Below are 19185 nucleotides of genomic sequence, written 5' to 3' on the forward strand. Positions count from 1 at the left end.
CGTTATGTCGCACGAACTGTGGTTCCGCACCCCCGCGCCGGACTGGTTCGAGGCGTTGCCGCTGGGCAACGGTCACCTCGGAGCGAAGGTGTTCGGCCGGGTCGGCGAGGAACGGATCGCCCTCAATCTCGACGACGTCTGGTCGGGTGACGGTCTTCGCCGACTGGAGGTGACGGACGGCCCTGCTGCGCTCGCCGACGTGCGGCGGTTGCTGCTGGTCGAAGGTGATCGGCTGGCGGCGACCGAGCGTACCCGGGCGTTGCAGGGGCCGTTGGTCGAGTCGTTCCAGCCGTTGGCCGACCTGATGATCCGGTCGGCCGGCGAGGGTGTGGGGGACTACAGGAGAAGTCTGGATCTCCGGACCGGGACCGTCGCCGTCGAGTACTCCATCGACGGCGTGCGGTTCCGGCGGGAGACGTACGTGTCCACGCCGGACCAGGTGATGGTGTGGACGATCAGCGCGAATCGGCCAGGTGCGGTCAATCTGGACCTCGGTCTGGAGAGCCCGCATCCGGTCCGCGCGGAGGTTGCCGAGGGCACCTATGGCGTCGTCGGGCGGGCTCCGTCGGATCTGACCATCGAGTACCGGCAGAGTCCGGATCCGGTGCGGTACGAGGACGGGCACGGCATCGGGTTCGGTGTCGCGCTACGGGCGCTGAACGACGGCGGCGTACTGACGGTGACGGGCGATGGCGTGACGGTGCGTGGCGCTGACCGGCTGACGGTTCTGGTGTCGGCCGCGAGTACGTTCGAAGGCTGGTCGGTGCCGCCGGGCCGGGACCCGCTGGTGGCGTTGCGGGAAGCGACGGCTCTGCTCGATGCGGTTGCCGTGGACAAGCTTCGTGAGCGGCATGTCGAGGACCACGTCGCGTTGTACGACCGCGCGGAGTTGGTCCTGGGCTCGCCGGTCGAACTGCCGACGGACGAGCGGATCAAAGCGGTCGCTGCCGGCGGCCACGATCCGGATCTGGTCGCGCTGACGGTGAACTTCGGCCGGTACCTGTTGATGGCGTCCTCCCGCCCTGGGACGCAGGCGGCCAACCTGCAGGGCATCTGGAACCAGGACCTGCGTCCGATGTGGGCGAGTGACTGGACCAACAACATCAACACCCAGATGAATTACTGGCCGGCCGATCTGACCGGCTTGGGAGAGTGCTTCGACCCACTCACCGATCTGATCGAGGGCCTGGCGGAGTCCGGTTCCGAGACAGCACGGATCCTGTACGACGCTCCCGGCTGGGTCTCGCATCACAACGCGGACATCTGGCGCGCGACCTGGCCGGTCGGCGCGGGTGGCGATGATCCGGTCTGGTCGATGTGTGCGACCTGTGGTGTCTGGCTGACCGCGCATCTGATGGAGCACTACCGCTTCCAACTGGACCAGGACTTCTTGCGCGATCGTGCGTACCCGTTGATCGCGGGAGCGGCGGAGTTCGTGCTGTCGATGCTGGTCGAGGACGGCGACGGGACGCTGCAGTTCATCCCGTCGACCGCGCCGGAGCACCACTTCATCCTCCCGTCCGGTGAGAAGGCGTCCGTCGATCTCACGTCGACGTACGACATCTGGTTGATCCGCGAGCTCTTCGCCAACCTGCGGGAGGCGGAGTCGGTGCTCGGGCTCAGCTCGGATCTCGCAGCGCGCGCCGCTGTCGCTCGGGACCGGCTGCCGGCGATCCGTACGACGCCGGACGGGCGGCTGATGGAGTGGCCGACGGACTGGCCGCCGTCGGAGCCGCAGCATCGCCACCAGTCGCATCTCTACGGCCTCTACCCGGGGGCGGAGATCGACCCGACGCGTACGCCGGAATGGGCCGCGGGCGCTCGTGCTTCACTGGAACTGCGGACTGCTGGTGCGACCAACGGTGGCTGGACGGCTGCGTGGTTGGTGGCGCTGTGGGCCCGGCTGTTCGAGCCGGAGAAGGCGGCTGAGGTGATCCAGGACTATCTGAGCCGGCTCGTCTCGGACAACCTCCTGCATCGCGCCGGCGACATCTTCCAGATCGACGCGAACTTCGGCATGGCGGGTTGTGTGCCCGAGTTGCTGATCCAGAGCCACACCGACGTCATCCGGCTGCTGCCGGCGCTGCCCGCCGCGTGGCCGGACGGCTCGTTCCGTGGGCTGCGGGCGCGGGGCGGTTTGAGCTTCGACGTGACGTGGCGCGACGGTGTGCTGGTTGAGGCGAAAGCCCAAGCGGTACAGGCCGGAACGCATCGGATCGCCTGGCCGGACGGTGAGCTGACGGTCTCGCTGGAGGCTGGTCAAAAGCTGGACCTGGTTAGGCATACCTAACCAAAGTTGTTGTATCCTCACGTTCGTGAAGATGCGCATCGTAATAGTCGTTACGGCCAGTGCTCTGCTGGCGCTGGCCGGGTGTGGTGGCGGCGGGGACACCAAGAGTGCGGACACCGGGGTGGGTGACACCGAGGTGGCGACGGGCGGGCGGTTGTTCAAGACCGCCGACGAGGCGACCGCCAAGCTCGGGTCGGACGCGCAGCCGGGGCAGTTCCCGCGGACGGTGAAGGGTGCGCTCGGCGACACCAAGCTGGAGAAGAAGCCGTCACGGGTCGTCGTACTGGACAGCGGTGAACTCGACGATGTGCTCGCACTCGGGATCACGCCGGTCGGGATGGCGACGACCGCGGGTCAGGCCGGCGTACCGTCGTACCTCGCCGACAAGGCGCAGGGGATCAAGACCGTCGGCGGGATCAGCGAGCTCAACCTCGAGGCGATCGCGGCGCTGAAGCCGGACCTGATCCTGGGCAGCAAGCTGCGCGCCAACGACCTGTACGAGAAGCTCAGCGCGATCGCGCCGACGGTGTTCAGCATCCGGCCCGGGTTCCCTTGGAAGGAGAACTTCCTGCTGGTCGCGGACGCGGTCGGCGAGGAGGACAAGGCCACCGGGATCCTGAACGACTACCAGAAGCGCGCCAACGACGTAAAGTCCAAGGTGCAGGGTTCGCCGACGATCTCGCTGGTGCGGTTCCGTCCGGGCGAGATCCGGTTGTACGGCAACCTGTCCTTCATCGGCGTGATCCTCAAGGACATCGGTCTGCCACGCCCGAAGATCCAGGACGTCCAGGATCTCGCGGTCGAGGTCTCCCAGGAGAACATCGGCCAGGCCGCCGGCGACTGGATCTTCTACTCCAGCTACGCCAAGCCCGACACCACGGCCGAGAACACCGTGGTCAACGGCAACCTCTGGAAGGCCTTGCCCGCGGTCAAGAACGGCCAAGTAGCCCGTGTCGACGACGAAGTCTGGTTCCTGGGCCTCGGCCCCCTTGGTGCGATGGACACCCTCAACGACCTGGAGAAACTCCTCGGCCCGAAGGGCTAAGAGCTGGTGCGGTAGTGGAGGTGGACGACGCCACTGCGGAAGTGGTGCTCGTCTACCAGGTCCAGACGGGTGTGGAGGTCGGCGGGAAAGACTGATTTGCCGCCGCCGACCAGCACCGGGGTGAGGAACAGGTGGCATTCGTCCACCAGGTTGGCCTTCAGAGCCTGCCCACCCAGCTCGGCGCCGCCCACGCTGATGTCAGCGTCAGTCGACTCCTTCAATCGCTGGACCACCGCGGGATCGAAGTCGCGCTCGATCCTCGTCCGCTCGCTGGAGACCGCTTCGAGAGTCCGCGAGTACACGACCTTCTCGGCGGCCTGCCAGACGGTCGCGTAGTCCTGTGACACGGGCGACGGATCGGTCACGGTCTCCCAGTAGACCATCGTCTCGTACATCCGCCGGCCGTAGAGGTAGGTGCCGATCGGGCGTTCGAGGTTGTTGACGTAGGCATGCACCTCCTCGTCGGGTGCGGCCCATTCGAAGTGGCCGTCGGCGTCCTCGACGTACCCGTCGAGCGACGTGATCGCGGAGTAGATGAGCTTGGCCATCTCAGGCCTCCTTCACCGGGAGGAGGCCGCGTTCGGCGAAGACCTTCTTGGCGACCGAGATCGCGTTGAGTGCCCGGGGGAAGCCGGCGTACCCGGCCGCGTGGATGAAGGCTTCGACAATCTCCGTCGTGGTGAGTCCGACGTTGAGAGACGTCCTGATGTGGACCTCGAGCTGAGGCTCGCAACCACCGATGCCGGTGAGAATGCCGAGCGTGACCAACTGGCGCTGCTTGGGATCGAGCCCGTCACGCGCGTAGATGTCACCGAACCCGAAGGCAACGATGTGATGCGCCAAGGCCGGAGCGATGTCCCCGAGACTCTCCATCACCCCCGGAGCCGCCCCACCGTCGACCGCGCTCATCACCTCCAGCCCACGCCGGTACCGCGCCTGCTCTTCCTCAGTGTCAATGTCAGGAGCCGTCATACCCCGACGCTAACCCGACCACAGGACTACCTCTTAGTCCGGGAGGCGGCCGCGGTCGGTCAGGACTATTTGGGGAGCGTTGCGGGTTATGGCGGCCGCCAGGTCGGCGAAGGGGAGAGGGCGGCCGAGGATCTCGTAGGTGCCGGGCCACGGGCAGGACGGACCCCAGGCTTTCGAGTTGCGGGGTAGCGCGTCGTCGGTGTACCTGAGGACGATCAAGTACGGGTGCCACGACTCGTCGATGCTGTTGTCGTCGTGGCGTTCCACCCGGCAGACACCGCGTACGTCGGACCACGGGATGGTCTGTGGTTGTTCGCCACCCAGGTAGATCCCGGTGCGGTCGACCGTCAGGAGTACGTCGTCGTTGTCGGCCTCACGGCGTTCCTCGAACGCGGTGATCGCGCCGACCAGGAGCAGGATCGGCAGGCCGACCGCGAAGATCAGCGGCATCCCGCCCCAGGCCAGCCAGACCGCCTCGAGTGGTTCGCGGATCGGGCCGCCCCTGATCGACTGGATCACGATCAGCAGCACCGTGAGCAGGACCATCAGAGCGAACAGCAGCGTGCCGAGGTAGAGCACGGTTTTGGTGGTCCCGAGGCCGCGTCGCATCACGACGAACGGTTCGGTGGTCTGCGCTGACGGCATATCCGCATTGTCGGCGCTGTCCGCCCGACGCACCAGTTCTCTCACGAATCGCTAATCACTTCGGCCCGATTCTGTCGTCCGTACGGATGAAATCGGCGTACCTGAGCCCGCATGGACTTTGGTCCGGCCCCGGTGTCCGCAACAATCGCACCATGTCGGACCGCCGAACAGCAGTCGCCACCCGCCAGCCGCCGTCGCGGCGCGCCTCCGCTCGAGGGCGCCGTAAGGGCAGCAAGTGGAGCCGTGGCTGGGTGATCGCCGTCCTCGCGCTGCTGACCGCGCTCCCGCTGCTCTTCCACCGCTACGTCCCCAACTCCGTCGGCAACCTGGGTAGCCTGCTCGACACCTTCCTGCCCTGGGTCGGCCTCGCCGTGCCCGTCCTGGCGGTAGCAGCCCTCGTACGGCGCTCAGCTACCGCCGGAGTCGCGTTGCTGGTCCCGGCCGTGATCTGGGGGCTGATGTTCGGTGACCTGCTGATCCCCGGCAAGGGTGCCGGCGGCGCCTACGACCTGCGTGTTCTCTCGCACAACGTCGACGCGGCCAACCCGAACCCGAAGCAGACCGCGCAGGACCTGATCGCCGCCGACGCGGACGTGATGGCGCTGGAGGAGATCACCCCGGCGGACATGAAGGTCTACAAGGCCGCGTTCGCGAAGAAGTACCCGTACGAGGTGTCCCGGGACACGGTCGGTCTCTGGTCCAAGTACCCGGTGGTGCAGAGTGAGTCCGTCGACGTCGGTTTCGCCTGGACCCGGGCGCTGCGGGCCGAGGTCACCACGCCGGAGGGCAAGGTCGCGGTGTACGTCGCCCACCTCGCGTCGGTCCGGGTCGGCACCAGTGGATTCACCTCGGATCAGCGCAACAACACGATCAAGGCGCTCGGCCGGCAGATCGCCGACGAGAAGGTGGCCGGGGTGATCGTGATGGGCGACTTCAACGGTACGGCGAACGACCGCAGCCTGGCCCCGTTGACCGCCGGACTCCGCTCGGCCCAAGGCGCGGCCGGGACCGGCTTCGGGTTCACCTGGCCGGCGAAGTTCCCGATGGCACGGATCGACCACATCATGGTGCGCGGCGTCACGCCGACCAAGGCCTGGGTGATGAAACCCACGGGCAGTGACCACCGCCCGGTCATCGCCGAGCTACGAATCTGACGCGATGCCCTTGCGGTAGGCGTACCGGACTGCCTCGGCCCGATGGCGCGCCCCGATCTTGGCGAACGTGTTGTTGATGTGTGTCTTCACGGTCGCCTCACTGATGAACAGCTTCGCCGCGATCTCCGGGTTGTTCAGCCCTCGCGCGATCAGCCGTAGCACCTCGGTCTCACGTGCCGTCAGTCCGTCGGCGTCCTGAGCCGGATCGGGTGCCAGTCCGGCGATCAAACGCTTGGACACCTCGGGATCGAAGGTGGACTGCCCGGCCGCGGTCGACCGCAACGCGGCACCGATCTCGGCCCGGCCGGCGTCCTTCGTGAGATACCCGCGCGCCCCGGCGTGGAGCGCGGTCGCGATCGACGCATCATCGGCGTACGTCGTCAGTACGAGTACGGCGACCGCCGGGAAGTCGGCCGTGATCCGCGCGGTCGCCTCGACCCCGTCGAGCACCGGCATCTTCAGATCCATCAGTACGACGTCCACGTTGCCCTGAGCAACGAGCTCGACGGCCTCGGCGCCGTTCGCGGCCGCGCCGACGACATCGATCCCGTCCATCAGCCCGAGCAGCGCGACCAGTCCTTCGCGCACCACTTGCTGGTCGTCCGCCACGACCACCCGGATCACGTCACTCATGTGGCACCTCCGCGACCACCAGCCAGTCGTCTCCGTCCGGACCCGCCGTCAGCGTGCCACCGACCAGAGCCAGCCGCTCCCGCATCCCGGCGAGCCCGAAACCTTCCCCAGTCGTCGCACCCTTGTTGCGAACTGACAGCCTGACAGCGTCGTCGTACGCCAGTTCCATCGCGACTGACTGGCCTGGCGCGTGCTTGGCCGCATTCGTCAACGCCTCGCGAGCGGCGCCGAGCAGCGCGACCGTGGCTCCAGACTCAATCCGCCCAGCCGTGCCAGAGATTGTCAGTCGCACTTCAGTACCGTGATCCGTCTCGTGCTGCTCGGCCAACGCCGCAATGGCTTGCCCGAGCTCCGGCACCTCATCCGCCCGCAGCGCCGCGACCGCGTTACGGGCCTCGGTCAGACCCTGTACGGCGAGACGCCGCGAACGCCGTACGCGATCGAGAGCTCCGGCGGTGTCTCCGCGCTCGTCAAGCAAGGCCTCGGCCACCTCCAGTTGGACGCTGAGTGCTCCGAGCGAATGCGCGAGTACGTCGTGCAGATCGCGAGCGATCCGGCCGCGTTCCTCCAGCGCTGCCGCGCGGGCGTGCTCGCTCTGCGCGAGCCGGGTCTGATCGAGGAGCTGCTCGGTCTGCCGCGCCTGCACCTCGTACTGACGCCGATTGAGGCCGAAGGCAACCAGTACGGCGGTCCACAGCAACTGGCTGAAGTACCAGCTCTCCGGCCGGTCGTACCACCACGCCGAGAGCGCGAACGCCGTCGCCACGCCGATGCCCGCGGCAACGATCGGGCGGTTGCCGTGCCGGCGGAAGTCGATCACCGCGATATCGCTGATCGCGACGAGCACCAGGACCAGGGAGTTCGAGTTCTCGTACCCGCAGATCAGGGCGTTGCCGATCGCAACGGTCGTGAGCAGGCCGAAGGCGACGTACGGGCGGGCCGCCATCAGGACCATGCCGGCCAGGAAGACGGCCAGACCGGACCAGAGCACGATCCGGACCCAGCCGTGTGCCGGGTCCGCGGTCGCCAGGATCGCGATCGCGACGCCCGCGGTGAGCAGACGGCCGACCCAGCCGCTCTCTCCGTGCGGCCGTTTCGCCAGGGTCTTCAACAGGCTCAAGGGGTGCTGTACTCCTCCGCGTCGCGATGCGCCCTGCTCTGGATGACCAACGACTGCGTCAGCAGATTCGCTCCCAAGGAGACCATCAAAGCGCCGCCGCCGGATACCGAGGCGCCGAGCAGGTGCCCGACGCCGGCCAGTCCGAGCCGGACGACCAGGTAGGCCACCATGATGCCGAGCCCGGGGATCCCGAGCCGGAAGAACACCTTCCCGGCGCGCCGCTGGATCTGGGCGACCCGGCCGGTGGCTGCGCCGGCGACGAGCGCGACCAGACCTCCGACGACCAGCAGGGCGGTGTCCAGTACGCCGAGATGCTGGTGCTGGTCGTAGAGCTGATAGATCCCCGCGCCGGTCAGGATCAGCGGGCCGCGCCAGACGTCGGTGTCGGAGTTCTCCAGCTCCGACCAGGACAGCCGCCGGGCCAGTACGGCGACGACGACGGCGATCACGACGAGTGCGTTGGGCAAGGTTCCGAAGCTCATGTCACGGACGGTAGGCGTGATACGGGTGGGTACTGGACCGTCCAGGGGTGGAGATCCGGGTGGAGAGCGGGTCGCCGCGCCTGTGATTGAAAGCAGGAGTAACGTTCCTCACCGGTAACACCACGAGGCGTCACATCATCCGGAGGCCCGATGCTCGCCAACGAATCCATCCTCAGGCTCGATGCCACGGCGATCGACTACATCATCATCGCGCTGTACTTCGTCTTTGTGCTCGGCATCGGCTACATGGCCAAACGCGCTGTGTCCAACAGCCTCGACTTCTTCCTCTCCGGGCGTTCGCTGCCGGCCTGGGTGACCGGCCTGGCGTTCATCTCGGCGAACCTGGGCGCGATCGAGATCATGGGCATGTCCGCGAACGGCGCCCAGTACGGCATGCCGACCGTGCACTACTTCTGGATCGGCGCGGTCCCGGCGATGCTGTTCCTCGGCGTCGTGATGATGCCGTTCTACTACGGCTCCAAGGTGCGCAGCGTGCCGGAGTTCATGCTGCGACGGTTCGGCAAGCCCGCGCACCTGGTGAACGCGATCAGCTTCGCCGTCGCCCAGGTCCTGATCGCCGGCGTGAACCTGTTCCTGCTGGCCACCATCGTGAACGTGCTGCTCGGCTGGCCGATCTGGGTGTCGGTGATCGCGGCCGCGGCGATCGTGCTCAGCTACATCACCCTCGGCGGCCTGTCCGCGGCGATCTACAACGAGGTCCTGCAGTTCTTCGTGATCGTCGCCGCCCTGCTGCCGCTGACCATCGTCGGCCTGCACAAGGTCGGCGGCTGGCAGGGCCTGGTCGACAAGGTGAGCGGCGGCCCGGGTGGCGCCGAGCAGATGAGTGCCTGGCCGGGTAACGAGCTGAGCGGCTTCAACAACAGCTTCCTGTCCGTGATCGGCCTGGTCTTCGGCCTCGGGTTCGTGCTGTCGTTCGGCTACTGGACGACGAACTTCGTCGAGGTGCAGCGGGCGATGGCGTCGAAGAACATGTCGGCGGCCCGGCGGACCCCGATCATCGGCTCGTTCCCGAAGATGTTCATCCCGTTCATCGTGATCATCCCCGGGATCATCGCCGCCGTGGTGGCACCCGAGCTGGCCCAGTTCAAGGCGACCGGCAGCGGTCCGGTCGACTACAACGACGCGATCCTGATCCTGATGCGCGACCTGCTGCCGAACGGCATGCTCGGCCTGGCCATCACCGGTCTGCTCGCCTCGTTCATGGCCGGTATGGCGGCCAACCTGAGTTCGTTCAACACCGTGATGTCGTACGACATCATCGAGCGGTACGTGATCAAGGACCGGCCGGACGAGTTCTACCTGCGGACCGGTCGCTGGGTGACGGTGGCCGGCACGCTGATCGCGATCGGCACGGCCGCGATCGCCTCCGGCTACAGCAACCTGATGGACTACCTGCAGCAGCTGTTCTCGTTCTTCAACGCACCGCTGTTCGCCACGTTCATCCTCGGTATGTTCTGGAAGCGGATGACCGCGACGGCCGGCTGGGTCGGCCTGGTCAGCGGTACGACCACCGCGGTGGTGATCTTCATCCTCTCGGAGAACGGCGTGATCAACCTGCCGGGTCAGGGCGCGAGCTTCGTCGGGGCCGGTGCGGCCTTCGTCGTCGACGTCCTGATCAGCGTGGTCGTCAGCATGGTCACCACGGCCAAGCGTGACGAGGAACTGAAGGGGCTGGTGTATTCGCTGACCCCGAAGGAGGACCGGACCGAGGTCGCGCAGGAAGGTGACCACGGCTGGTACCGCAAGCCGACCCTGCTGGCCGGGATCTCGCTCGCGATGGTCGTCGTCCTGAACATCGTCTTCGGCTGAGCCGGACAGGAGACTCGAGATGGCTGAAAAGAAGAAGGCCGGAGCGTTCGACATCCGGATGGTGATCGCGTCGCTCGTCGGCCTGTACGGCGTGGTGCTGACGATCCTCGGGATCATCGCAGACCCGGACGAGGTGGCAAAGGCGGACGGGATCAACATCAACCTCTGGGGCGGTCTCGCGATGATCGTGTTCGCCGCCCTGTTCGTCCTCTGGGCCCGGCTGCGTCCGCTCGCCGTACCGGTCGAGGAGAAGACGCCCGACCAGTAACCCGGGTCCTGGTGACGTCGTTGTGGGACCAGTAGGCGAACTGGTCCCACAACGAAGGACGTCGCATGGTTGGAGCGCGAAACCTGTCCAGACGGGCCTTCCTGGCCCGGGTCGGCGTCCTCGGCGCGGCGGTCGGGAGCGGTGGGCTCCTTGCGCGCAGCTTGCTCGCTCCCGCCGACGCGGCCACCAACCCGTTGCTGCCGCCCACTGTCGACGTGATCCGGCCGATCCTCGCGGAGCTCGCGCGGGACACCCTCAACGGACTGACCGTGTTCGCGATGCCGGGCCGGGATCCGTACTCGCGGACCCAGGGCACGCCAAGTCCGACGCCCGGAGCGATCGAGGCCGGCGCGACCGACTTCATCATCAACTCGCTGGACAACTTCGTCCCGTTCCCGGACGAGATCGCCCAGCCGGTCGGGGCCGCCCTGGTGAGCGGCCTGGCCGATTCCGGCATCTCGCTGCCGGGTCTCGACGTACTCCCGGTGAAGTTGCACCAGCTGGATCGTGCGCTGGCGGCGTACCTGGAGAGTGACGAGGCGCTGCCGTTGTCGTTCCCGATCGCGGGCCTGCTCAACCTGATGGCCACGCAGGTCAATCCGCTCGCGGTGAACGGGCCGCACCTGTCGCCGTTCGCGCGGCTGTCGTACGCCGAGAAGGCGCAGGCGTTCGAGTTGATCGAGCAGACCGATGCCGATCTGATCGCGCTGCTCGACGTGCAGTTCCCGGAACCCTTGAAGGAGTCGGTGTCCGGGCTGCTGAAGTTCGTCGGCGGCGCGTTGATCGAGTTCGCCACCTTCGGTGCGTACGGCGAATCGGCCGTCTACGACAAGGTGAACAAGCGGCTGCGGAAGCGGCCGGTCGGCTGGAATCACACCGGCTATCAGCCGGACGGACCGGTCGAGGGCTGGGACGACTTCATCGGGTACTACCAGGGCCGCCAGGAGGTGCACGACTGATGCGCGACGTCATCGTGATCGGAGCCGGCGGTGGTGGACCGGTGGTGGCGAAGGAGCTCGCCGCGCAGGGTCTCGACGTACTGCTGCTCGAGGCCGGGCCGCGGAACGCGCACCCGCGGGACAACTGGACGACGTTCGAGGACGACGCCAACAACCCGCTCACGGGCTACCTGCGCTGGGGCCCGACCGACCGGTCCAAGCCGGCCTGGTTCCGGGAGTGGCCGCAGAACTCGTTCGTCTGGCAGCTGTCCGGCGTCGGCGGCACCACCCAGCACTTTTACGGCAACTACCCGCGCGCGTACCCCGGCGTCTTCGAGGGGTACGACGGCGCCGACAAGAACGCGTACGACGTCGACCACCGCTTCCCGTTCACGTACAGCGAACTGGTCCCGTACTTCGAGTGGGTCGAAGCGACCATGCCCGTGATGACCGCGGCGATGGGGCACAAGGAGCAGACGTTCTTCCGCGGCGCCGAGACCCTCGGGTTGCCGGTGCAGACCACGAAGACGACCCAACGACCGGCGTACCGGCCGCAGGAGAACGCGATCCTGCAGCCGGGCGGCACGGCGGGCAAGACTGCGGATCCGAATCTGCTGAACCACCCGCAGGCGACCGGGTGCACCTTCTGCGGTTACTGCTTCCAGGGCTGCATGCGGCCGAAGGGTGCCCCGCGCAACCAGTTCGCGAAGCGGTCGACGGACAACAGCTACGTGCCGATGGCGCTCACCGCGGAGGTGTGGTCGCACGGCGGTAAGCCGGTCGAGCTGATCGCGGACGCCTTCGTCACCCGCGTTCACACCGAGAAGCGGCACGGCGTACTGACGGCATCCGGCGTGACCTGGCGTTCCGGCGACGGTGCCGAGCATCGTGAGGACGCCCGGGTCGTGGTGATGTCGGGCGGCTGCACCGAGAACCCGCGCCTCTGGATGAACAGCGGGCTACCGAATCCGAACGGCTGGGTCGGTCGCGGGTACACCGACCACTTCTTCGACTGGGTGTTCGGGGTCTTCGACGACTACACCGGCAATCCCAAGGGCGTCGGGTCCAGCGCCCGGCTCGACTTCCCGCCGTACGGCGGTCTCGAGAACGTCGGCCTCCCACCGGCGCTGGCCGCCTTCGCGGGGACGTTGTCGGACAGCGGGATCCGCGGGCAGTACAAGAACGGCCGGGGCGCGACCGGACCGTGGGACGGGCCGGCCGGTCGGGTGATGGGGCCGGAGCTGAAGGAGGTCCTGTCGCACGGGCTGGACCACCTGCTCAGCGTGCTGGTGATCACCGACGACGACGTCGAGGCGCAGAACCGGGTGACGCTGTCGGCGCTGCCGGCCGACGAGAACGGGCCGATCCCGAAGGTCACCTTCAAACAGCGCCGGCGGACCGCGCGGACGCTGCGGAACCGCGAGTTCATGGCGCGGAAGGCGGCCGAGCTGCTGCGCGGAGCGGGTGCCCGCAAGGTGTACCGGATCGACTGGGCACCGCTCATCCTGCATGTGCAGTCGTCGATGCGGATGGGGTCGTCGCCGAAGAACTCCGTCGTTGACCCGACGGGCGAGACGCGGGCGGTGAAGGGGTTGTTCATCGCGGACAACTCGGCGCTGTCGAACGGGCTGGGCGGGCCGAACCCGACGCTCACCTCGCAGGCGCTGGCGACGCGGACGTCGGAGCACATCTTCAAGACATACTTCGGCGGCGACTCGTGGGTCCGGTCCGGTGCTCCCGTGGTGTCCACCGATCCGCGGATCAGCGTGCGGTTGGGACAGCTCGGTCTCTGACCATGTCCGTTTGACGAACATCGGCGTCCGGTAGGGTCCTCCCGTCCGGACGCCGATTTTCTTAGTCTCGAAGTACCCGATCAGGAGGACTTCGACGATGACGATCACTTCGAGCCGGCCGGAGCTGTCCGCGCTGGCGGAGCAGTACGCCGCGGACGGCTTCGTGCTGGTGAAAGGCCTGCTCAGCAAGGACGAAGCGGCGTACTACCGGCAGCGCAGCCATGATGTCCTGGCCCAGCTGAACAACCATGACGACGCCACCTGGAAGTCCGCGATGGGGCTGTCCGACGGCGCGACCCGGCTGCAGCATCTGCACGACGTGCAGTTCTACGACGCCGAGTTCGCCAAGCTCCTGGTGGACCCGCGGTTCACCGACGTGGCCGCTGCGGTGATGGCGGTGGACAACGTTCAGCTCCACCACACCAAGCTGTTCGTGAAGCCGCCGGAGAACGGTTCGCCGTTCCCGCTGCACCAGGACTACCCGTTCTTCCCGCACAAGTACCACCGGGTCGGGGCGGCGATCTTCCATTTCGACGACGCTCCCGAGGAGAAGGGGTGCGTGCGGGTGATCCCGGGCAGCCACAAGGCGGGGCCGCGCGAGCATGACCCGGAGGGCTCGTACCACCTGCCCGACGTACCGTTCGAGTCCGCGACGCCGCAGCCGGCCGAGGCGGGTGACGTGCTGTTCTTCACCTACCTGACCGTGCACGGGTCCGGGGTGAACGTGAGCGAAGAGGCGCGGACCACCTGGCTGATCCAGTACCGCGACCCGGCCGACCCGCCGACGGTGAAGACGCACGATCACTCGCTGGGGCAGGGCATGATGCTGCGAGGTGTAGACCCAACCGGCAGGAGTGCTGTTTGACCCTCGCGGATGTCGCTGCTGCGGACCGTTTCGTCGACCTCGCCGGGCTCTTGGAGTCCTGCGAGGTCGACGGGTTCCGCGCGGACTTCCTGAGCTGGGGGCACTATCAGCCGGAGTACTGGCGCAATTACTGGCACACCCACTCGTTCCACGAGGTGTGCCTGGCGTACTCGGGGGAGGGCCGTTTCAACAACGGATCCGTCGAGTACGACGTTCAGCCGGGCACGGTGTTCCTCGCGCGACCGGGGGACGTGCACGAGATCGAGTCCAGCCGGACCGCCCCACTGGGCATCGCCTTCTGGGGCTTCACGTTCCGGCCCGGCTCCGACGAACCCGGCTGGTGGTCCGGCCTGACGCGAGCGGAGGGGCCCGTCATGTCAGACCGGACCGGCTCACTCCCAGCCCTGATCAAGGCACTCGCAGCCGAGGCCGCGGCACCCATGTCCGGCTACAGCGCCGCACTGGCGGCTCTTGGCTCCACGCTGGTCCTGGAGACCGCCCGTGCCTTCGCCCTCGACGAGGACCTCGCGGTGGAGCCCGTACGCCGTGACCGTGTTCCCCTCGTGGTCGAGGCGATCATGCGCCACCTCCGCGACAACCTGTCCCGACCGATCACCGTCAGGGACGTGGCGGCGGTCGCACACCTCTCGGAGCGCCATGCCGAGCGCCTGTTCCAGCAGCAAACCGGCGCCTCCATCATGTCCACCCTGCGCCGCCTACGCCTCGAACTGGCCGCCCAACTCCTCCTGGACCCCACCCTCACCGTCACCGAAGTAGCCCACGCCTGCGGCTACTCCGACGTACGCCCCTTCTCCACTGCGTTCCGCCGCCACTACGGGCGCACACCAGGCGAGCACCGGCGTACCGGCGGGACCGAGTTCGTCTAGAACGAGACCTGCTCCTAGAACGAGACCTGCTCCGTGCTGTCGGTGCGGAGGACGGACTCCTGCTGGAACTTCTTCTCGTAGGCGTCCCGGATCTCTTCGATCTTCTTGCTGCTCGAGTCCGCGCCGTCTACCGGGTAGAGGATGACGACGAGCTTCGAGTGCTCCTTGATCACCTTGCCGTTCTCGCCCTTCCACTGGCCGTTGCCGGCCAGGACGGTCAGGCCGTCGGGGAAGCGTGGGGTGACGGTGTCGTCGACGAATCGGTTGAACTGGTAGTCGGTGACATCCGGTCCGGGCTTGTCGGTGCCGAAGAAAAGCTCCGTGCGTACCCATGTGTCGCCGGTGAGCTTCACGTCGTCGGCCTGCTGCAGGGCCACCGCTGCCGGTGCTGCCAGCGCTGTCATCACCAGCGCGGCCGTTGCGGTTGTCTTGCCCAGGTGCATCATCTGCGTTCTCCCCAAGATCGTTGACTTGTCTCGAACGCTGAGTACGCGACCTCCCGGCCGAACGGTTCCCGGCTGGGCCCAGGCCGTTCGGTGCTATCCTGGCTGCATGCGAGTGAGCCTGCTCCTTAGTTAGCCGTACTGGCATCCAGGCGCCATCAGAGCGCTGGTCGGTACGGCGTCCCCTCCTGAGTGAGGGGCTCTTCTTTTTAGAGGCACTGTCATGTCTCGGATGCCGTTCTGGCACATTTAGGCTCAACAAACACACGAATGCGGGAGTAGGACCGTGAGCGAGCAAGTGGATGACGCCCCCATCGACCGGGGTGGCTACGACTTCAACGCCATGCAGGCCAAGTGGCGGCCGGTGTGGGAGAAGCTGGACCCGTTCAAGGCGAAGGACGACGGCTCGGCCGAGCGGCGCTACGCGCTCACGATGTTCTCCTACCCCTCCGGCGACCTGCACATGGGTCACGCCGAGGTGTTCGCGCTGCACGACCTGCTGGCCCGCTACTGGTTCCAGCAGGGGTACGACGTACTGAACCCGGTCGGCTGGGACTCCTTCGGACTGCCGGCCGAGAACGCCGCGATCAAGCGCAACGAGCACCCGGCGACCTACACCTACGCCAACATCGAGACCCAGGCGGAATCGATCCGGCGCTACGGCATGAGCTTCGACTGGTCGCGCCGGCTGCACACGTCCGACCCGGAGTACTACCGCTGGACCCAGTGGCTGTTCCTGCGGCTGTACGAGCGCGGTCTGGCGTACCGCAAGGCGTCGTACGTCAACTGGTGCCCGCACGACCAGACCGTGCTGGCCAACGAGCAGGTGGTCCAGGGCCGCTGTGAGCGCTGCGGGCACGAGGTCACCAAGCGCGAGCTGACGCAGTGGTACTTCAAGACCACGGACTACGCCCAGCGGCTGCTGGACGACATGGACCTGCTGCAGTGGCCGGAAGAGATCCTGCTGATGCAGCGCAACTGGATCGGCCGGTCCGAGGGCGCGTTCGCGAGCTTCCAGGTCGAGGGCCGCGACGAGCCGATCAAGGTCTTCACCACCCGCCCGGACACGCTGTTCGGCGCCACCTTCATGGTGGTCGCACCGGATGCGAAGCTGGCCGCCGAGCTGGTCACTCCGGACCAGCAGGCTGCCTTCGACGAGTACCTGACCGCGGTGAAGGCGACCACCGAGATCGAGCGCCTGAGCACCGAGCGGGACAAGACCGGTGTGTTCCTCGGCTCGTACGCCGTCAACCCGGTGACCGGGCAGCGGATCCCGATCTGGGCCGCCGACTACGTGCTGGCCGAGTACGGCACCGGCGCGATCATGGCGGTGCCAGGCCAGGACACGCGCGACTGGGAGTTCGCGGAGAAGTTCGGGCTGCCGATCGTGCGGACCGTGCAGCCGGAAGAGGGCTTCGACGGCAAGGCGTACACGGGCGAAGGCCCGGCCATCAACAGTGCGAACGACGAGATCAGCCTGGACGGGCTGGGTGTCGACGAGGCCAAGGCGCGGATCATCGACTGGCTGGACCGCACCGGCCGCGGCGAGCGGACGATCAACTACCGGCTGCGCGACTGGCTGCTGAGCCGGCAGCGGTACTGGGGTTGCCCGATCCCGATCATCCACTGCCCGTCCTGCGGCGAGGTGCCGGTTCCGGACGACCAGCTGCCGATGGAGCTGCCCGACCTGCGTGGCGCCGACCTGCAGCCGAAGGGGGTCTCGCCGCTGGCCGCCGACCGCGAGTGGGTCGAGGTCGACTGCCCGAAGTGCGGTGGCAAGGCCGAGCGCGACACCGACACGATGGACACCTTCGTCGACTCGTCCTGGTACTTCCTGCGCTACCTGTCGCCGGAGTTCACCGAGGGCCCGTTCGACCCGGTGACGGCCGAGAACTGGATGTCGGTGTACCAGTACGTCGGTGGCAAGGAACACGCCGTACTGCATCTGCTGTACGCGCGGTTCTTCGTCAAGGCGCTGCACGACATGGGTCTGCTGACCGCGGTCGAGCCGTTCACCCGGCTGCTGAACCAGGGCCAGGTGATCAACCAGGGCAAGTCGATGAGCAAGTCGCTGGGCAACGGCGTGAACCTGGGCGACCAGATCGACGCGTTCGGTGTCGACGCGGTCCGGCTGACGATGGTGTTCGCCGGTCCGCCCGCGGACGACATCGACTGGGCCGACATGTCGCCGGGTGGTGCGCTGAAGTTCCTGCAGCGGGCATGGCGGCTGGCCGGATCGGTCGAGGCGCCGGTGGGCGCGGATCCGTCGACCGGTGACGTCGCGCTGCGCAAGCTGACCCACCGGACTGTCTCGGACGCGGCCGAGCTGATCGACTCGTTCCGGTTCAACGTGATGGTGGCCCGGATGATGGAGCTGGTGAACGCGACCCGGAAGGCGATCGACGCCGGCCCGGGTGCGGCCGACCCGGCGGTCCGCGAGGCGGTTGAGACGGTGGCGATCCTGCTGAGCCTGGTCGCGCCGTACACGGCCGAGGAGATGTGGGAGGAGCTGGGTCACGAGCCGACCGTCGCCAAGACCGGCTGGCCGAAGGTGGACCCGGCCCTGCTGGTCCAGGACGCGGTCACCTGCGTGGTCCAGATCGCCGGCAAGGTGAAGGACCGGCTGGAGGTCTCCCCGGACATCTCCGACGCCGACCTGGAGCAGCTGGCCCTGGCCTCCGAGGCAGTCCAGAAAGCACTGGACGGCCGCGGCACCCGCAAGGTCATCGTCCGCGCGCCGAAGCTGGTGAACATCGTTCCGGCCTAGAGTCGGGGCATGCGTTCAGAGTTGATCGATGTTTCTACCGGTAGTGCCGAGGTTGTCTTCGACCTGACCAGTAGGTGTGAGCAGTTCGTCGCCGCTGAGGCCCATCAGGCCCACGGCGACGGACTGCTGCACGTGTTCGTCCCGCATGCGACCGCGGGGATCGCGATCCTAGAGACCGGAGCGGGCAGCGACACGGACCTGCTCGCGGTGCTCGAGGACCTGCTGCCGCGGGACTTCGAGTGGCGGCACCGGCACGGTACGGCCGGGCATGGCCGGGACCACGTGTTGCCTGCGCTGATTCCGCCGTACGCGTCGATCCCGGTGATCGGGGGACGGATGATGCTGGGCACGTGGCAGTCGATCTGTCTGGTCGACACGAACGTCGACAATCCGCGCCGGCAGGTGCGCCTTTCCTGGCTCACTGGTTAACGGACTACCGGGTAGCTCAATTCGGCGGATTTTGGTGACTTATCGTGATGTTGCGGATCGCGTTACGTTTGCGAAACACGACTCCGCTTGAATTGCCCCATGGCAGCGCTTGACACCCTTCGGGCCCAGTGGGCGGTTCTCGGTACCGACCTGCTGATCCGCGCCACCCGCGGTATTTGTGACGGCAGTGTGCTGAATGCCGATTCCGGCCGCGCCGACACCCGGGCCCGTCTCGACGACTGGGCCGGCATCCTTTCCCTCTACACCGGTGAAAATGAATCTGCCTCGGTTAAGGCATCCGCTTGAAACGCGCCTTCTCTGCTCGCTCAGCAATTCCGGCCCGAATCACATTCGTTGCCTGACGCAACGATTTGTGTGACTCAGGCCGCATCCCGCTCGCCGGGCACGATCGGCGCGAGCGCCCTTGTCACGCTATGTTGTAACGGGAACGTGGGGCCTCAAGAGGGGTGACGGGCTGTGTCGGACGCGGATGGCCGGGCTGATGGTGGGCGGACTTTCGCCGATCTCTTGCTCGACCTGAGGGTCCAGGCCGAGCTGTCGCAGGAGGAGCTCGCCGAGCAGGCCGGATTGAGTGTCCGCACCATCCGTGAACTCGAAGCCGGC

20 protein-coding genes are annotated in these 19185 nt (G+C 67.1%); 13 read left to right on the forward strand and 7 right to left on the reverse strand.

Translation table 11 applies throughout. The features are described from left to right. The first annotated feature begins 4 nt into the window (after positions 1 to 4). Both AB0L70_RS36640 and AB0L70_RS36645 read left to right on the forward strand, forming a co-directional pair. Positions 5 to 2290, forward strand: coding sequence for a glycoside hydrolase family 95 protein (locus AB0L70_RS36640; RefSeq protein WP_363691441.1), 2286 nt, complete (start codon positions 5 to 7; stop codon positions 2288 to 2290). A gap of 31 nt (positions 2291 to 2321) precedes the next feature. Then, on the forward strand, positions 2322 to 3335 hold the full coding sequence (locus tag AB0L70_RS36645) for an iron-siderophore ABC transporter substrate-binding protein (RefSeq protein WP_363691460.1): 1014 nt from the start codon (positions 2322 to 2324) through the stop codon (positions 3333 to 3335). On the opposite strand, the gene AB0L70_RS36650 is transcribed toward AB0L70_RS36645, so the two are convergent. From AB0L70_RS36650 to AB0L70_RS36660, 3 genes are read right to left on the reverse strand one after another with little or no spacing between them, the layout of a single operon-like run. Further along, entirely contained in the window at positions 3332 to 3883 is a 552-nt protein-coding gene (locus AB0L70_RS36650; RefSeq protein WP_363691442.1) for a dihydrofolate reductase family protein, read from the reverse strand. The two genes, AB0L70_RS36645 and AB0L70_RS36650, sit on opposite strands and share 4 nt — an antisense overlap. A gap of 1 nt (position 3884) precedes the next feature. Beyond that, positions 3885 to 4307: a carboxymuconolactone decarboxylase family protein gene (locus tag AB0L70_RS36655; RefSeq protein WP_363691443.1), complete on the reverse strand. Its 423-nt coding sequence runs from the start codon at positions 4305 to 4307 to the stop codon at positions 3885 to 3887. Positions 4308 to 4340: 33 nt separating this feature from the next. Beyond that, on the reverse strand, positions 4341 to 4952 hold the full coding sequence (locus tag AB0L70_RS36660) for a hypothetical protein (RefSeq protein WP_363691444.1): 612 nt from the start codon (positions 4950 to 4952) through the stop codon (positions 4341 to 4343). A gap of 152 nt (positions 4953 to 5104) precedes the next feature. Here AB0L70_RS36660 and AB0L70_RS36665 point away from each other — a divergent pair, with 152 nt between their 5' ends. After that, positions 5105 to 6106: an endonuclease/exonuclease/phosphatase family protein gene (locus AB0L70_RS36665; RefSeq protein ID WP_363691445.1), complete on the forward strand. Its 1002-nt coding sequence runs from the start codon at positions 5105 to 5107 to the stop codon at positions 6104 to 6106. Here AB0L70_RS36665 and AB0L70_RS36670 read toward each other — a convergent pair. Genes AB0L70_RS36670 through AB0L70_RS36680 form a run of 3 tightly spaced genes read right to left on the reverse strand, consistent with a single transcriptional unit; the run spans position 6095 to position 8341 of the window. Further along, positions 6095 to 6739 carry a response regulator transcription factor gene (locus AB0L70_RS36670; RefSeq protein ID WP_363691446.1) on the reverse strand — a complete coding sequence of 215 codons (645 nt, stop codon included), beginning with the start codon at positions 6737 to 6739 and terminating at the stop codon, positions 6095 to 6097. The genes AB0L70_RS36665 and AB0L70_RS36670 overlap by 12 nt on opposite strands. Next, positions 6732 to 7859: a histidine kinase gene (locus AB0L70_RS36675; protein ID WP_363691447.1), complete on the reverse strand. Its 1128-nt coding sequence runs from the start codon at positions 7857 to 7859 to the stop codon at positions 6732 to 6734. Before AB0L70_RS36675 ends, AB0L70_RS36670 begins: the two co-directional genes overlap by 8 nt. Then, positions 7856 to 8341: a hypothetical protein gene (locus tag AB0L70_RS36680; protein ID WP_363691448.1), complete on the reverse strand. Its 486-nt coding sequence runs from the start codon at positions 8339 to 8341 to the stop codon at positions 7856 to 7858. Before AB0L70_RS36680 ends, AB0L70_RS36675 begins: the two co-directional genes overlap by 4 nt. 150 nt (positions 8342 to 8491) lie before the next feature. On the opposite strand from AB0L70_RS36680, the gene AB0L70_RS36685 reads away from it, so the two are divergent. The 6 genes from AB0L70_RS36685 (at position 8492) to AB0L70_RS36710 (ending at position 14922) form a co-directional block, all read left to right on the forward strand. Beyond that, entirely contained in the window at positions 8492 to 10171 is a 1680-nt protein-coding gene (locus tag AB0L70_RS36685; protein WP_363691449.1) for a sodium:solute symporter family protein, read from the forward strand. A gap of 19 nt (positions 10172 to 10190) precedes the next feature. Further along, positions 10191 to 10439 (forward strand): hypothetical protein, encoded by a 249-nt coding sequence (locus AB0L70_RS36690; RefSeq protein ID WP_363691450.1) that lies wholly within the window; start codon positions 10191 to 10193, stop codon positions 10437 to 10439. A 65-nt stretch (positions 10440 to 10504) separates the two neighbouring features. Beyond that, the gene (locus tag AB0L70_RS36695; protein ID WP_363691451.1) at positions 10505 to 11398 is read left to right on the forward strand and encodes a hypothetical protein; all 894 of its coding nucleotides are present in this window, start codon (positions 10505 to 10507) and stop codon (positions 11396 to 11398) included. Then, a complete protein-coding gene (locus tag AB0L70_RS36700) occupies positions 11398 to 13170 on the forward strand; it encodes a GMC oxidoreductase (protein WP_363691452.1) in 1773 nt (590 codons plus the stop codon). Before AB0L70_RS36695 ends, AB0L70_RS36700 begins: the two co-directional genes overlap by 1 nt. Positions 13171 to 13267: 97 nt before the next feature. Then, positions 13268 to 14035 (forward strand): phytanoyl-CoA dioxygenase family protein, encoded by a 768-nt coding sequence (locus AB0L70_RS36705; protein ID WP_363691453.1) that lies wholly within the window; start codon positions 13268 to 13270, stop codon positions 14033 to 14035. Continuing rightward, on the forward strand, positions 14032 to 14922 hold the full coding sequence (locus tag AB0L70_RS36710) for an AraC family transcriptional regulator (RefSeq protein ID WP_363691454.1): 891 nt from the start codon (positions 14032 to 14034) through the stop codon (positions 14920 to 14922). The genes AB0L70_RS36705 and AB0L70_RS36710 overlap by 4 nt, the downstream gene beginning before the upstream one ends. Positions 14923 to 14936: 14 nt before the next feature. Here the strand turns inward: AB0L70_RS36710 and AB0L70_RS36715 are convergent, their stop codons facing one another. Continuing rightward, the gene (locus AB0L70_RS36715; RefSeq protein WP_363691455.1) at positions 14937 to 15368 is read right to left on the reverse strand and encodes a DUF3574 domain-containing protein; all 432 of its coding nucleotides are present in this window, start codon (positions 15366 to 15368) and stop codon (positions 14937 to 14939) included. A 283-nt stretch (positions 15369 to 15651) separates the two neighbouring features. Between AB0L70_RS36715 and leuS the strand changes: the two genes are divergently transcribed. The 4 genes from leuS to AB0L70_RS36735 form a co-directional block, all read left to right on the forward strand. Continuing rightward, positions 15652 to 18132 carry a leucine--tRNA ligase gene (gene leuS, locus AB0L70_RS36720; RefSeq protein WP_363691456.1) on the forward strand — a complete coding sequence of 827 codons (2481 nt, stop codon included), beginning with the start codon at positions 15652 to 15654 and terminating at the stop codon, positions 18130 to 18132. Between the two features lie 9 nt (positions 18133 to 18141). Continuing rightward, entirely contained in the window at positions 18142 to 18561 is a 420-nt protein-coding gene (locus AB0L70_RS36725; protein WP_363691457.1) for a YjbQ family protein, read from the forward strand. A 99-nt stretch (positions 18562 to 18660) separates the two neighbouring features. Next, positions 18661 to 18867, forward strand: coding sequence for a hypothetical protein (locus AB0L70_RS36730; protein ID WP_363691458.1), 207 nt, complete (start codon positions 18661 to 18663; stop codon positions 18865 to 18867). Between the two features lie 171 nt (positions 18868 to 19038). Continuing rightward, the coding region (locus AB0L70_RS36735; protein WP_363691461.1) for a helix-turn-helix transcriptional regulator at positions 19039 to 19185 on the forward strand (147 nt) is incomplete at its 3' end.

It is taken from the genome of Kribbella sp. NPDC051952, from assembly GCF_040680855.1.
Classification (GTDB): domain Bacteria; phylum Actinomycetota; class Actinomycetes; order Propionibacteriales; family Kribbellaceae; genus Kribbella.